Raw genomic sequence first — 13,068 nt, forward strand, 5'->3', positions numbered from 1 at the left:
TTCTTTCCTCCCTTTTTCTTTCTCTACTGCGGGGGGGGGGGGGCCCCCGCGCCCCCCCCCCCCCCCCCACCGCTGCCTGACCCGCGACCACGAGGCCGTGCCCGCCTGCCCCGAAGCCGTGATCCACCTCATGACCTGCCGTCCTACCGGCGAACCCCCTCACCTGGCGAGACGGCCGAACACCGAAGCGGACGGAATCCTTGATCAAACGCCCACTAGGCGCCGCGGGTCAGTCGTCCTGCGGCGCTCGGGAAGAGGTCTGCCGCGCGTCGCTTGACGCCTTCGGCTTCCTCGATGGACAGGGCGCCGCACTCCGTGAGATCGCGAAGGTTCGCGTCGGCGGACGCCTCGGTCGTGCACGGGGCACCCCAGTCGCTGCCGTAGACGATGTGGTCGGCGCCGACGGTGGCCATCGCGGGAAGCAGCGACTGCACGGCGGCGGTCGCCGCCGTGTCGACATAGAGCGTCGAGACCTGCTCGTCGATTTCGTCCGCCGTTATGCCCTGTGGCACCCATGCCTCGCCGCCGAGGAGGCGCAGCCGTCCGGTCAGCGCGGGGAAGGCGCCCCCGCAGTGAGCGATGACGAAGGTGATGTTCGGGTATCGCGTGAACGTCTTGCGGAACAGCATGTCGAAGACGGTCCTGGCGGTCTCGAAGGCCACCTCGTACAGCGGCGCCGGGTGATCCAGGACAGGGGGGCGACGCGCGTCCGGGTGGACGAACACGACGGCTCCCCAGTCGTCGAGCTGCGCCCACAACGGCGCGAGTGAGCCGTCGCCCAGGTGGACACCGTTGTAGTCGGCCGTGACCGCGAACCCGTCGGCGTCGAGGTGCTCGTGTGCCCGCCTCGCCTCCTGCAGGGCGGCTGACGGATCATCGGTGGGCAGTCCCGCCAGGAGACCGAACCTCGATGGATGGTCCGCCACGAGTTTCGCGCCGTAGTCGTTCGAGGCGCGAACGGCGGGCACCGTGCTCGGGATGTTGCTCAACAGCTGCATGGCGGTTCCCGACGCGTCCATGTAGGCCAGTGTCCGCTCCAGGGACCATTCGTAGGGCTCAGGGAAGTAGATCCCCCTGCCGAGCATGGCCTGCCATGCGCGGGCTCGCTCGTCCTTCGTGCTCGGCGGGGAGAAGTGCGCGTGGATGTCGATACATCCGTCGGCGCGGGCAGTCGTCTGGTGCAGCGCGGTGACCATGGCGTCCTCGCCTTTCCGTACTGTCGTCGGTCGCAATGCGGATCTTCTCGGGTGAGGGTGAGGGTGAGGGTGACCACCGGCTCCACCTCGATGCGATCCGCAGAGCGACCGGGCGCGAACGGATGATCACCGTCTCTCAGTTCTCGACGCGGGACTACGCGCGCCGCGGCTGCCCGCCGGTGAACAGCGCGAGGCCCTCCTCGATCTCCCGGAGCGGGCTCCGCTCCAGGCTCGGCGCCAGCAGCGCCCGCGCCTCGGCCGGGGAGATCAGCGCTGACGGGTCCACCTCGTCCACCCGCCAACTGCCGCTGTCGTCGTAGATGTACTCGCCCGCGAGCCGCCCGTCGCGATAGGGCCAGCTCGCCGCGAAGTTGTGCGAAACCTGGTAGGTGCCCTGGCGGTCGACGTCCTCACCGGCGAGCGCCGGGTCCGTGCCGCGGACCACCTGGGCGAAGACGGCCTCGATGAAGATGCCGTGGTCCGAGACGGCCACCTGCTCCTCCAGGGCGCCGAACACGTTGACACCCTCGGAGACGATGTGCGAGTAGAAGCTGCGGACCTCGTCCATGCCGTCGCACACCGTGGTCCTGCCCCGCTCGGTGATCCGGTAGATCGGGTGGTCCACCATCATGATGGGCGTGAGAATGTCCTCCCAGAAGCCCGAAACCTCCAGCAACGCGTGCCGGCGGTAGTTCTTCAGCATGTGCCGATGCATCGGGTTCTCGACGACCGCGAGTGCGGCGTCGACACCTTCGGTGATGTCACGGACGTCAAACACCTTCATCGTTGTCTCCTTTTCCACTGTCAATCGCATGGGTGCCTGCCGATACCGGCACGGGCGGGGGAGCCGTCCGCTCCCCGAGGTAGGCGCTGGCCAGTTCGTCGATCCTGGGCCGCATCTCGTCCGTGGTCCCCGAGGCCGCCATCGTCCCGCCGGCCATGACGTAGACGCGGTCGACCCACCGCAGCGCCACGTGGACGTGTTGCTCGACGATGAGGACCCCGCATCCCCGTTCGGCCGCGATGCGGCGAAGCACCGGGAAGAAGGCGTTGACGATCAGCGGCGCGAGACCCAGGCTCATCTCGTCCACGATCAGCAGGCTCGGGTCGCGGCACAGAGCCCGCGCGAGCGCGAGCATCTGCTGTTCTCCGCCGGAGAGCGCGGCGACCCTGCGGCCACCGAGTTCCCCCAATGCGGGGAAATACTCCAGCACCCACTCCGGTGTCTTTCGCGCACCACTGGCGAGCCGGATGGTCTCGTCCACCGTCAGGGACGGGAACAGCGACCGATCCTCGGGGACGTGCTGTATGCCCGCCCGTGCACGTTGCGCGGGCGCCAGTCCGGCCACCGACCTGGCGGCCAGCCGGATCTCACCCGAGTACGTGTTCACCAGGCCGGAGATCGCGAGGAGCGTCGTGGTCTTTCCCGCGCCGTTGGCACCGAGCAGGGCCACCAGTTCGCCCTGCTCCACCGAGAGGCTGACGTCGCGCACGACGGGTACGGCCGCGTATCCGGCTGTCAGGCGCTCCACTTCCAGCAGGCTCACCGCGCCCCCTCGGTCGACAGGCTCTCTTCGAGCGTTCCCTGCTCGTCGGTGCCCAGGTAGGCCGCGATGACCTGGGGGTCGTTCCGTACCTCCCCGGGGGCGCCACCGGCGATGACCGCACCGAAGTCGAGGACGTACACACGGTCACAGATCCCCAGGACGAGCGGCATGTCGTGATCGACGAGGACGACCGACGTGCCCGAGGCGACGACATCACGCAGGATCTCGCCCAGCAGGTCGCGTTCGCGCCCGTCCAGCCCGGCCGCGGGTTCGTCCATCAGCAGCAGCTTCGGGTCGCCGGCCAGCGCACGGGCGATGCCGACCAGAACACGCTGTCCGTGCGACAGCTCGCCGGGCATCCGGTCGGCCAGCCGGTCCATCCCCAGGCGTGCGAGAGCATCGGGCTCCTTCCGCTCGCCGTCCCGACGGGGCAGGACGGTGCCGAAGGCCTTTGACCGGCGGGGAACCGCCATCTGCACGTTCTCGGAGACGGTCAGGTCCTCGAAGAGCTGCAGTGTCTGCCAGGTCCGAGCCACCCCCATGCGAGCCCGCTCCGACGGCCGACGATGCCGGATGTCCCGTCCGTCGAACGTGAGGGCGCCACTCGTGAGCGTGGCGAATCCGGTGATCGCGTCAAGCAGTGTGCTCTTTCCCGCGCCGTTCGGGCCGATCACTCCGACCAGTTCCGCCGGCATGATCTCGATGTCGACCTTTCTGAGCGCGCACACGCCGCCGTAGTGCAGGGAGAGCGCCTCCGCGCGAAGGAGCGGGTCGGCCATCACGACTCTCCCATCGCTGTTTCGCCACGTCGCCGCTGTTTCCAGGGCGCCTCACGCAGGGCGCGTGCCCCGTCGGCGATGCTCACGGCGACGCCGTTCGGCGATCCGATCACGGTCAGGATCACGGCGAGTCCCGCGAACAGGGGCTGGTAGTCCGGACCTATCCCCAGCCACGTCGTCACGGCGTGGAACAGGAGACCCTGCGAAACCAGCAGGCCGCCGACAAGTGCGCCGCTGACCGTTCCGACCCCTCCCAGTACGGCGACGCCGAAGAACGCGATGGAGGTCAGCGGTCCGAAGCGATCCGCGCTGACACCGGCGAAGTTGTAGCCGTACAGCACACCGGCGACCCCCGCGAGAAGGCCGCCTATCGCGAAGGCGGTGGTCTTGACGGCACCCACGTTCACGCCGGCCGCCGCGGCGGCGGCCTCGCTGGAGCGGACGGCCAGCATTCGTGCGCCGAGGGCCGATCGCCGGACCTTGACCACGAGGAGCGCGCACCCCAGAAGGACGAAGAAGACGACGAGGCCGAATCCGCTGCTGGGCGACTCCGACCCCCAGAACGAGTGGGCCGGGGAGATCTCCATGCCGAAGACCGTGATCGGCGCGACGTTCGCGGGCCGCAGTCCGCTGCCCCACTGCGGGTTGCCGAACCAGAACCGCTGGGCGGCCACGCCGCCGGCCAGCGTCAGCACTGCCAGCTGGAGCCCGCGCACCCGACGTGCCGGCACCGAGAACAGCAGGCTTGTCGCCACCGCCGCCGCGATGCCGGCGAGCGGCGGCAGCGGGAACGGGAGGTTCGCGTCGCCGCCGATCGCGGCGGTCACGTATCCGGCGGCCCCGGCCACGGCCATCTGGGCGAAGGAGATCTGGCCCACGAAGCCCGTCGTGACGACGACCGACAGGCAGAGCATGGCCCCGAGCATCGTGTTGATCAACGCCTGGCGCCAGTCGAACGAAAGCCCTGCCAGCGCCACGACGACGACCACGGTGCCCGCGACGGCGGCGGGCCCGACGTGCCGAGGCTGGGGCGCGCGGGGCATCGAGGGCGTGACCGCCGTCAGCCTGTCCGGCAACGCCCGTCCCCTGAGGTAGAGCACGACGGCGAGCACGAGGAAGGGCACCACCTCGGTCACGCCCGGCAGCGGGGCGCCGTCGGCCTGGGGAAACCACGGCTGTCCCTGGAAGAGGGCGATCAGCGAGTTCACCATCCCGAGTCCGAACGCCGTGGCGACGGTGACGCCGAACGATGAGAAACCACCGAGCAGGGCGGCGGTCAGCACCGGGACGACCAGGAGCGTGAAGGTCACCGGCTGCAGCTGCGTCGTGGGCGCCGCGAGCATGCCGAACAGCCCTCCGAGCACGCTCGCGATCACCCAGTTGGCGGACTCAAGACGAGCGGTGGACAGTCCCAGGAGCACCGAGCCCTTCCTGCTGTCCGCGGCCGCCCGGGTCGCGATTCCGAACCGGGTGTAGCGGTAGAGCGTCCAGAGCAGAGCCGTAACCGCGACCACGAGACCGGCCAGGAGCAGGCGGTCCTCCGGAATCGAGACACCGAGCAGGTCGACCGGTTCCTGTGGCAGGACCGCCGGGGCGGCGACCGGATCGGCTCCCCAGCGAAGAACGATCATCGCCTGCACCGTCAGTAGGACGCCCGACGACGCGACGATCTTGGCGAGCGGACCCGCCTTCGCCAGGGGCCGGTAGACCAGCAGGTACTGCAGCATGCCGAGACCGGCCGCCAGCGCCAGACCGATCGCCAGGGCGGGCAGGGTGCCGAGTGGTTCGTGGCCGGCCGTCAGCTGGATCGACGGCGGCAGCACCAGAGTCCCGGTCGTCCGCAGCTCGGAGTACACATAGGCGGAATAGGCCGCGGTGGCGCCCGCGGCGATGTTGATGACGCCCGACGAGCGGTACGTCACCACCATGCCGGTGGCGAGCCCGGCGATGAGCGCGCCGTACCCGAGCCCGAGCATCATGAAGGCGAGGATCTGTTCGGTGCTCATCGGCGGACCCCGGGGACGGCGTCGGCCGGTGGAACGCGTCGCGCTGTCATTTCGTGATGCCGATGCTCTCGGCGTTCACTTCGATGGAGCGGTCCCATCGGCCGCCGCCCTGATAGCCGGTCAGGAAGACGGTGGTCGAGCAGAGCGACGGAAGGCCCTTGTCGGCGAGGAAGCCGCAGGTGACGCGGTCAGGCCCGAGGAACAGCGGGCCGCGGAACCCCTTCCACCAGTCGGAGACGGCCGCGGGCTTGGGGGCGGCGCCCAGCTGGTTGAGCATCTTCGCGTCCAGGATGATCGAGTCCCAGGCGTAGGGCGCGAGCCCGCCGACCTTCGCCTGCGGGGCGTAGGCGTTCATGACGCTTCGGTAGATCGCGGCCTGCTCGTCCGTCTGGGGTGACAGCACGTTGCGGGACTGTCCCACGTATGTCCACTTCGGCAGGTCGCCGCCGTTCGCCTGGCGCACGGAGTCGTCGGTGCAGAAGTCGAGTGCGATGACCGGCGCCTTGACGCCGAGCTGCTGTACGGCGCGCGCGGTGGGGACGCAGCTGGGCGTGTTCGAGATCCGCACCACCGCGTCCGCGTCGAGTGCTCCCGCCGAGACGAGCGCGGAGGCGACGTCGGCGGAGCCGGTCTGGGTGGCGACCTGTTTGAACGAGACTCCGAGCTGACCGAACGCGGCCGCGACCGACTTGGCGCCGAAGGCCGAGCCGGGGTCGTCGCCGTCGTAGACCACGGCGACGTGCTTGGCCTTGAGGACGTCGGCGACGTACTTCGCGATACCGCCCTGGATTCCGTACGAGCCGGGCCAGGGCTGGTACACCCCCTGCGCGGCGACGTCCGTCGGGGAGGCCGGCGTCTGCCCGACGACCGCCTTTCGGCCGTTCAGAGTGCTGTAAACGGCCGCGGTCCCGACGGTCAGCAGGCTGAGCTGGACGACCTGGATCCGTTCGTCGTTGGCCATCTTCTGCGCGCAGTTCAGTGCCTCCTCCTGCGCGGAGACGACCACGCAGGGGACGAGCGTGAGCGGGCGGCCCTGGACGCCTCCCAGCTTGTCGTTCACGAATGTGACGGCCGCCTCCGCCGCGACCTGCGCCTCGGGGAAACTTGGGATGCCGCCGTGCTGGGTGATGAAGCCGATGTAAACCGGCGGCTTGCTCGCGTCCGCGCTCCCCGGCGTGCCACCGACGTAGGTGCTCAGGGTGCTCTGCGCGACGCTCAGGCTCGGTAGTCCGGCCGCGCTCGCCTCTGACCCCGATCCGGCCGTGACCGCCGCGGAAGGCGCCGCGCTCGCTCCCGTCTGTCCGTTCGATCCCGTGCTGGAGCAACCGGTGAGTCCCAGGAGGACTCCGGTGCTTGCTGCTGCGATCGCGCGCCAGGTACGCCTGCTGCCACGTGTGTAGTCGGTCATTCGCTGACGCCCTTCATGTCGCGGTCGTTCGAGGTGAGCCCGATTTCCGGGTCATGACCGTAAATCCATCCGTTGTGCGTCAACGGGTCCTCCTTTGCGAATGACTCATCCCTGGCCTGTTGCGCCGGTCCGTCGGGCAGGTGGTTGGTCTCGGCCCTGCCTCGGCTCGCCTGCTGCACCCGGGTGGCTCGTGGTCGGCGGATCTTCTCGTAGCGTTCGAGAGCGGCCGACGGGTCCGCGGGCTGATCGACGAGGCAGTGAGCGAGCACCGCGGCGTCTTCGAGCGCCTGGGCGGCCCCTTGGGCGTAGAACGGGAACATGGGGTGTGCCGCGTCGCCGACCAGCGCGATCGGGCCGTTGGTCCAGCGAGGCAGCGGATCACGGTCCAGGAGTGCCCACTGGCCGGTACGGTCCGCCGCCGCGAGCAGCGAGGTCAGCTCAGGCGCCCATCCACCGAACTCCGCTCGCAGGTCCTCGACCCGGCCCTCGGCCGACCAGGACTCGGTCGTCCAGTCATGCGCCGGTCCGAAGGCGACGATGTTGATCTGTGTGCCCGCGGAGATCGGGTAGTGCACGAGGTGGCGGTCCGGCCCCAGCCAGAGTGTCTGAACGGGACGCAGTGCGAATGCCGGAGCCCGGTGCGCCGGTACCAGGCAGCGGTAGGCGCACATTCCCGAGAAGCGCGGCGACCCGGTCTGCCCGACGAACCGTCCGACGGTGGTGTGCACCCCGTCGGCGCCGATGACGACGTCGGCCACCGTTCGTGATCCATCGGCGAAGGTGATCTCGACGCCTCGGGTGAGTCGCTCCAGCTCGACGACACGGCTGTTCAGCCGCAGCGCCGATTCGGGAACTGCGGCCCGGACCACGTCGAGGAGATCGGCACGATGGGTGACATAGCATTGCTCACCGTAGCGGCGCTCGCATTCGTCACCGAGTTGCTGGGAGAACAGCACCTGTCCGTCGGCCCAGCGCCGGAACTCCCAGCCGATCCGCAGCGCGACCGCGCGTTCCCGTAGGCGCTCGAACTGGCCGAGGCGGCGCAGCAGCCGTACGGCATTGGGCGAGACGACAAGCCCCGCCCCCACCTCGGCCAGCTTTTTGGCCTGCTCGTAGACGGTCACATCGATTCCGGCGCGGTTGAGGAAGGCCGCGGTGGCGAGGCCGCCGATCCCTCCGCCGACCACGGCCACCCGTGGGCCTGGCGGGGTCGGCTTGTCGCGGATGCCCATTCGCATACTCCTGTCGATCTGGGGGTGAGACCGGCGACGCCGCCGACGTGAGCGGCAAGGGCGTTCCGGGGCGCGAGCGCGAATGTCCCATCGGTGAGGCGGCGGGTGTGCCGGGGGCCAGACCGTAGACTCGCTTTGCGGGCTGCCCCCTACGATCCACGGCGGGCGCGGCGCGCCGCAGCATGATGTCCGTTGAACGGACTCCTTCCTGGTCCGAGCCACTCGGCGAGCCGCACAATGACATCGATGCCACTGCTATCGCGAGTAGGTGATCGACATGGCCAACAGCACCGAACGTGGCCGCACGGTCACGTCCCGGGCATTCGCTGTCCTGGGCGCGTTCACTCCTGCGCAGCCGGAGTTGACGCTCGCCCAGATCTGCCGGATCACGGGCCTTCGCCACGCCACCGCGCATCGGCTGATTCGCGAGCTGGTCGGCTGGGGGGCGTTGGAACGCACCCCACACGGCGCGTACGTGATCGGCCTGCGGCTGTGGGAGCTTGGCACGCTCAACCCGCGCGGGCTGCCCCTGCGCGTTCGTGCGATGCCGTTCATGGAAGACCTCCACGCCGTCACGCGGCAGCATGTACAGCTCGCCGTCCTTGACAGCGGCGAGGCTCTCGTCGTCGAACGGATCTCCGCGGCCGACGCGATACCCGTCGTGTCCCAGGTGGGCGGGCGGTTGCCGCTGCACGCCTCCGCCGTGGGCAAGGTGCTTCTGGCGCACGCGGACGAGGACCTGTTCGCCGAGGTGGTCCGAGACGGCCTGGCCCGTTTCACCGCGGCGACGGTCACCGACGAGGCCGGACTGCGCGTGGCGCTGGCCGAATGCCGGCGGACGGGCGTCGCCGTCGTACGGGAGGAGATGAGCGTGGGCGCCTATTCGGTGGCGACGTCGATCACCGATGCGAAGGGACGCGTGGTCGCCGGGCTCTCCGTGGTGGGACCCGATCCGGCGATCCACCGGCTGGTACCGGCCGTCGTGATGGCCGGCCGGGGCATCTCCCGCGGCCTGACCTCAATGCCGGGCCCGGCGGGCGGGGACGACGACGCTCTCCCCTGTGGACGGCCGCCGACCCGCGAACCGGCCAGGGCGGGCGGCGGATGAGCCACGGAGCCGGGTGACGGAGCCGGGTGACGGTGCCGGGTGCCCGGTTGACGGCTGCCGGTTGACGGTGGTCCCGGGAACCGGGCCAGGCGTCACGCCTCGGCCGGCGCGAGCACGATGTCGAAGCGCGCCGTGGACCAGGTGCCGTCGACGGACCGGCCATCCGGCGTCGGCGTACCGGCAGGCTGCCGTTCGAAGTCCTTGACCAGTGACTCCTTGACCCCGAAGACGCTGTCCTCGCCGAGCAGCTCGTCCCCTCGGACGAAGATGTGCGTCACCAGCCGCCGACACCCCTCCGCGGTGACCATGAAATGCAGGTGAGAGGCACGCATCGGGGATCGGCCGACCGCGGCGAGCAGCTGGCCGACCGGGCCGTCATGCGGGATCGGGTACGGCGTCGGCGTGATCCCCCAGAACGAGTAGCGCCCGTCGTCGTCGGTGAACAGATGAGCCCGGGCGGCTGTCCGCTCGTCGTCGTACTGCACGTCGTACCTGCCGTGCTCATCGGCTTCCCAGACTTCGATCCTGGCCCCGGGCACGGGCCTGCCCGCCGTGTCGGTGACGGTCCCGTCGACCCGGCACGGCTCCCCGGCGGCCCCGAGAGCGATGTCCCCGCCGATCGGCACCTCCGGGCTGTTCTCGACGAAGAAAGGTCCGAAGACGGTGGCCTCGGTCGCGTCGCCGCTGGCCTCGTTGTTGATCGCGATGGTCTGCATCGAGGCCCCGAGAACGTCGGAGAGCAGGATGAACTCCTGCCGCCTGGCGTCGGTGATGTGACCGGCCGCGGTGAGGAAGGCGATCGCCGCGGCCCACTCCTCCTCGGTGAGCCGCGTCTCGCGCAGGAAACCGTGGAGATGACGCGTCAACGATCGCATCACCTCCCTGAGCCGAGGGTCCCGGCACTCGTCGAACGACCTCAGCACCCTGTCGGTCAAGGCGGTCTCGCGGCGCTCCTGTTCGGCCGAGACACCGGTGTGGGCGGCGGTCTCCTGTTCGGCCGAGACACCGATGTGGGTGGTGGTTGACGGCGTGGTCACGGCGTTCCTCCCGGGTTTCCTCGCGGGGTCGACGATGTTCTCGAAGTGATGGGGTGTTCCCTCGTCACACGGGGTGCGACGAGGACGTCAGGACGCGTCTCCCGCCCAGGCGGCGTGCAGGAGCGCCGCCAGTTCGGGCCGGTTCACCGGTCGCGGGTTGGTGTACGGGTTGGCCAGCACCTCATCGGCAACCCGGGCGAGATCGCTCTCGGCGACCCCCAGGTCTCTGAGACTCCTGGGGACGTCGAACCCCGCGGTGAGGGCCGCGAGACCGGCGGCCGCGTCGTTCACGCCCAGGGACCGGCGCAGGGCGGCGGCCGCGGCGGGAACCGCCTGCAGGTTGTACGCGGCGACATGAGGGAGCATGACGGCGTGGGTCTCGGCGTGCGGGAGGTCCAGCATGCCACCGAGAACATGGCACAGCTTGTGGTGCAGGCCCATCGTGGTCGCGCCGAGACAGGCCCCGCACAGCCACGCCCCGCGCAGCGCCGCCGCTCGTCCCGCCCGATCGCGAGGGTCGCCGGCGATGAGCGGCAGGGCGGTCGCGAGATCCCGGACGCCCTGCTCCGCCATCGCCGCGACCACCGGAGAGCCGTCCGGGGCATACAGGGCTTCGACGGCGTGCGCGATCGCGTTGAGCCCGCTGGTCACCGAGACGGCGGCCGGAAGCGTCATGGTCAGGTCCGGGTCGTAGACCACGCTTCGCGGCAGGACGACGGGGGCGCGTCCGGTCCGCTTACGGGCGTTCTCGGTGAGTCCCCAGATCGGCGTCATCTCCGAGCCCGCGTAGGTCGTGGGCAGTGCCAGCACGGGCAGCCCCCGCCGGAGCGCGAGCGCCTTGCCGAGGCCGATCGTCGACCCGCCTCCCGCGGCGACACAGCCGTCGACGGCCAGGTCGGCCGCGACCGCCTCCACGGCGGCGACGGTCTCGACCGGCACGTGCATCCGCGCCCCGTCGAACACGCCGACGGCGCGCTCACCGAGCAGCGTGGCCACCTGCTGAGCCAGCCCCCCCTGCGGCGGGGTGGACAGGACCAGTATTCGGCGCGCCCCGATCCGTTCGGCCTCGTCGGGAAGCCGGGCCATGCTCCCCGCACCGAACACGACCCGCATCGGCAGGGCCTCGTAGACAAAGCTGTCCGTCATTTGGCTTCTCCAGTACGGCGTGCGCCGGATGCCGGGATCCGGCCGTTGGAACGACGCGGCCGCGTGGTTCTTTCGCTCATGCGTTGTTCGGAAAGTCGAAGCTGGCCCCGGAGTTCCCGTGGAGAGCGCTCTGCGGCCGGGGCCACCGGGTCGTGACGACCTTGGCGCGGGTGTAGAAGCCGACGCCCTCGGGACCGTGCACGTGCTTGTCCCCGAACAGCGACTCCTTCCATCCGCCGAAGGAGTAGAACGCCATCGGGACCGGCACCGGGACGTTGACGCCGATCATCCCCACGTGGACGCCGCGCTGGAACCGGCGCGCCGCCTCGCCGCTGGAGGTGAAGATGGCCGTGCCGTTGCCGTACGGGTTCGAGTTGATCATCGCGATCGCCTCGTCGACGTCGTCGGCGCGCACGACGCTCAGCACGGGGCCGAAGATCTCCTCCCGGTAGACGTCCATGTCCCGCCGTACCTGGTCGATCAGTGTGGGACCGAGGAAGAAGCCCTGCTCGTGTCCGGGCACGACGTACCCGCGACCGTCGACCACGATCCGTCCGCCCTGTTCGGCGCCGGTGTCGATCAATCCGGCGATCCGCTCCCGCGCCTGACGGGTGATCACCGGTCCCATCTCGCTGTCCGGGTCCGTGCCGGGCCCGACCCGCACCGCACGTGCTCGCCGGGCGACCGCGTCGACCACCTTGTCGGCCCCCGATCCGACCGCGACCGCCGCGGAGATGGCCATACAGCGTTCCCCCGCGGAACCGAAGGCGGCGGCGACGAGATGGTCCGCCGCGAAGTCGACGTCGGCGTCAGGCAGGACGACGGCGTGGTTCTTTGCCCCGCCGAGCGCCTGGACCCGCTTGCCCGTCGCCGAGGCGCGTTCATGGACGTAGCGGGCGATGGGTGTTGAGCCGACGAAGGAGACCGCGGCCACCTCCGGTGAGTCGATGAGGGCGTCGACGGCGATCTTGTCCCCGTGCAGGACGTTGAAGACGCCGTCCGGCAACCCGGCCTCCTGCCACAGCCGGGCCAGCAGCATCGACGCCGACGGGTCACGCTCACTCGGCTTGAGAACGAACGTGTTGCCGCAGGCGATGGCGACCGGGAACATCCACATCGGGACCATCGCCGGAAAGTTGAAGGGCGTGATTCCGACGGACACGCCGATCGGCTCGCGGAACGACCAGGTGTCCACCCCTGTCGAGACCTGGTCGGAGTAGTCGCCCTTGAGCAGGGTCGGGATGCCACAGGCGAACTCGACCACTTCCAGGCCGCGGTGCACCTCCCCGAGCGCGTCGGACAGCACCTTGCCGTGCTCGGCGGTGATCAGCTCGGCGAGCTTTCCCGCACTGCGGTTGACCAGCTCCCGGAAGGCGAACAGCACCCGGGTGCGTCGCATCAGCGACGTCTGGCTCCATCCGTCGTAGGCCGCCCTGGCGGCGTCAACCGCGGCGGCCGCGTCCTCGGGTGTCGCGAGGAGCACCTCGTGTCGCTGCAGGCCGGTGGCGGGGTCGTAGACGGGGGCGGTTCGCACCGATCGCCCGGCGACGGCCTTACCGCCGATCCAGTGCTCGATGACAGCCATGTGTTCCTCCTTGATCGTGCGGGC

The 13,068-nt window shown here is 70.0% G+C and carries 11 protein-coding genes; 1 reads left to right on the plus strand and 10 read right to left on the minus strand.

The genetic code is table 11. The annotated features are described in order from the left end of the window. Positions 1-215 precede the first annotated feature (215 nt). The 7 genes from AB0395_RS23515 to AB0395_RS23545 form a co-directional block, all read right to left on the minus strand. Positions 216-1,232 carry an amidohydrolase family protein gene (locus tag AB0395_RS23515; protein ID WP_366283685.1) on the minus strand — a complete coding sequence of 339 codons (1,017 nt, stop codon included), beginning with the start codon at positions 1,230-1,232 and terminating at the stop codon, positions 216-218. A gap of 118 nt (positions 1,233-1,350) precedes the next feature. After that, entirely contained in the window at positions 1,351-1,980 is a 630-nt protein-coding gene (locus AB0395_RS23520) for a hypothetical protein (protein ID WP_366283686.1), read from the minus strand. Then, positions 1,967-2,743: an ABC transporter ATP-binding protein gene (locus tag AB0395_RS23525; RefSeq protein ID WP_366283688.1), complete on the minus strand. Its 777-nt coding sequence runs from the start codon at positions 2,741-2,743 to the stop codon at positions 1,967-1,969. Before AB0395_RS23525 ends, AB0395_RS23520 begins: the two co-directional genes overlap by 14 nt. After that, on the minus strand, positions 2,740-3,522 hold the full coding sequence (locus tag AB0395_RS23530; RefSeq protein WP_366283690.1) for an ABC transporter ATP-binding protein: 783 nt from the start codon (positions 3,520-3,522) through the stop codon (positions 2,740-2,742). Before AB0395_RS23530 ends, AB0395_RS23525 begins: the two co-directional genes overlap by 4 nt. Continuing rightward, entirely contained in the window at positions 3,522-5,528 is a 2,007-nt protein-coding gene (locus AB0395_RS23535; protein ID WP_366283693.1) for an ABC transporter permease, read from the minus strand. The genes AB0395_RS23530 and AB0395_RS23535 overlap by 1 nt, the downstream gene beginning before the upstream one ends. A gap of 46 nt (positions 5,529-5,574) precedes the next feature. After that, positions 5,575-6,936, minus strand: coding sequence for an ABC transporter substrate-binding protein (locus AB0395_RS23540; RefSeq protein ID WP_366283695.1), 1,362 nt, complete (start codon positions 6,934-6,936; stop codon positions 5,575-5,577). After that, a complete protein-coding gene (locus AB0395_RS23545) occupies positions 6,933-8,168 on the minus strand; it encodes an FAD-dependent monooxygenase (protein WP_366283698.1) in 1,236 nt (411 codons plus the stop codon). Before AB0395_RS23545 ends, AB0395_RS23540 begins: the two co-directional genes overlap by 4 nt. Before the next feature lie 277 nt (positions 8,169-8,445). Here AB0395_RS23545 and AB0395_RS23550 point away from each other — a divergent pair, with 277 nt between their 5' ends. After that, complete coding sequence (locus AB0395_RS23550; RefSeq protein ID WP_366283701.1) at positions 8,446-9,276, plus strand: IclR family transcriptional regulator; 831 nt, start codon at positions 8,446-8,448, stop codon at positions 9,274-9,276. A gap of 92 nt (positions 9,277-9,368) precedes the next feature. Here AB0395_RS23550 and AB0395_RS23555 read toward each other — a convergent pair whose 3' ends face one another. The 3 genes from AB0395_RS23555 to AB0395_RS23565 all read right to left on the minus strand — a co-directional run bounded on the left by AB0395_RS23555 (position 9,369) and on the right by AB0395_RS23565 (position 13,044). Beyond that, entirely contained in the window at positions 9,369-10,313 is a 945-nt protein-coding gene (locus AB0395_RS23555; RefSeq protein WP_366283704.1) for a dioxygenase, read from the minus strand. An 87-nt stretch (positions 10,314-10,400) separates the two neighbouring features. Beyond that, on the minus strand, positions 10,401-11,459 hold the full coding sequence (locus AB0395_RS23560) for a maleylacetate reductase (RefSeq protein WP_366283707.1): 1,059 nt from the start codon (positions 11,457-11,459) through the stop codon (positions 10,401-10,403). 76 nt (positions 11,460-11,535) lie between these two features. Next, complete coding sequence (locus AB0395_RS23565; protein ID WP_366283710.1) at positions 11,536-13,044, minus strand: CoA-acylating methylmalonate-semialdehyde dehydrogenase; 1,509 nt, start codon at positions 13,042-13,044, stop codon at positions 11,536-11,538. Between the last annotated feature and the right edge of the window lie 24 nt (positions 13,045-13,068).

The organism is Streptosporangium sp. NPDC051023, from assembly GCF_040689595.1.
Taxonomy (GTDB): Bacteria; Actinomycetota; Actinomycetes; order Streptosporangiales; family Streptosporangiaceae; genus Streptosporangium.

Excerpts from the sequence above, each read along its gene's own strand:
- AB0395_RS23545 (WP_366283698.1), bottom strand. The coding sequence starts at position 8,168 with ATGGGCATCCGCGACAAGCCGACCCCGCCAGGCCCACGGGTGGCCGTG.
- AB0395_RS23540 (WP_366283695.1), bottom strand. The coding sequence starts at position 6,936 with ATGACCGACTACACACGTGGCAGCAGGCGTACCTGGCGCGCGATCGCA.
- AB0395_RS23530 (WP_366283690.1), bottom strand. The coding sequence starts at position 3,522 with ATGGCCGACCCGCTCCTTCGCGCGGAGGCGCTCTCCCTGCACTACGGC.
- AB0395_RS23560 (WP_366283707.1), bottom strand. The coding sequence starts at position 11,459 with ATGACGGACAGCTTTGTCTACGAGGCCCTGCCGATGCGGGTCGTGTTC.
- AB0395_RS23520 (WP_366283686.1), bottom strand. The coding sequence starts at position 1,980 with ATGAAGGTGTTTGACGTCCGTGACATCACCGAAGGTGTCGACGCCGCA.
- AB0395_RS23550 (WP_366283701.1), top strand. The coding sequence starts at position 8,446 with ATGGCCAACAGCACCGAACGTGGCCGCACGGTCACGTCCCGGGCATTC.
- AB0395_RS23565 (WP_366283710.1), bottom strand. The coding sequence starts at position 13,044 with ATGGCTGTCATCGAGCACTGGATCGGCGGTAAGGCCGTCGCCGGGCGA.
- AB0395_RS23535 (WP_366283693.1), bottom strand. The coding sequence starts at position 5,528 with ATGAGCACCGAACAGATCCTCGCCTTCATGATGCTCGGGCTCGGGTAC.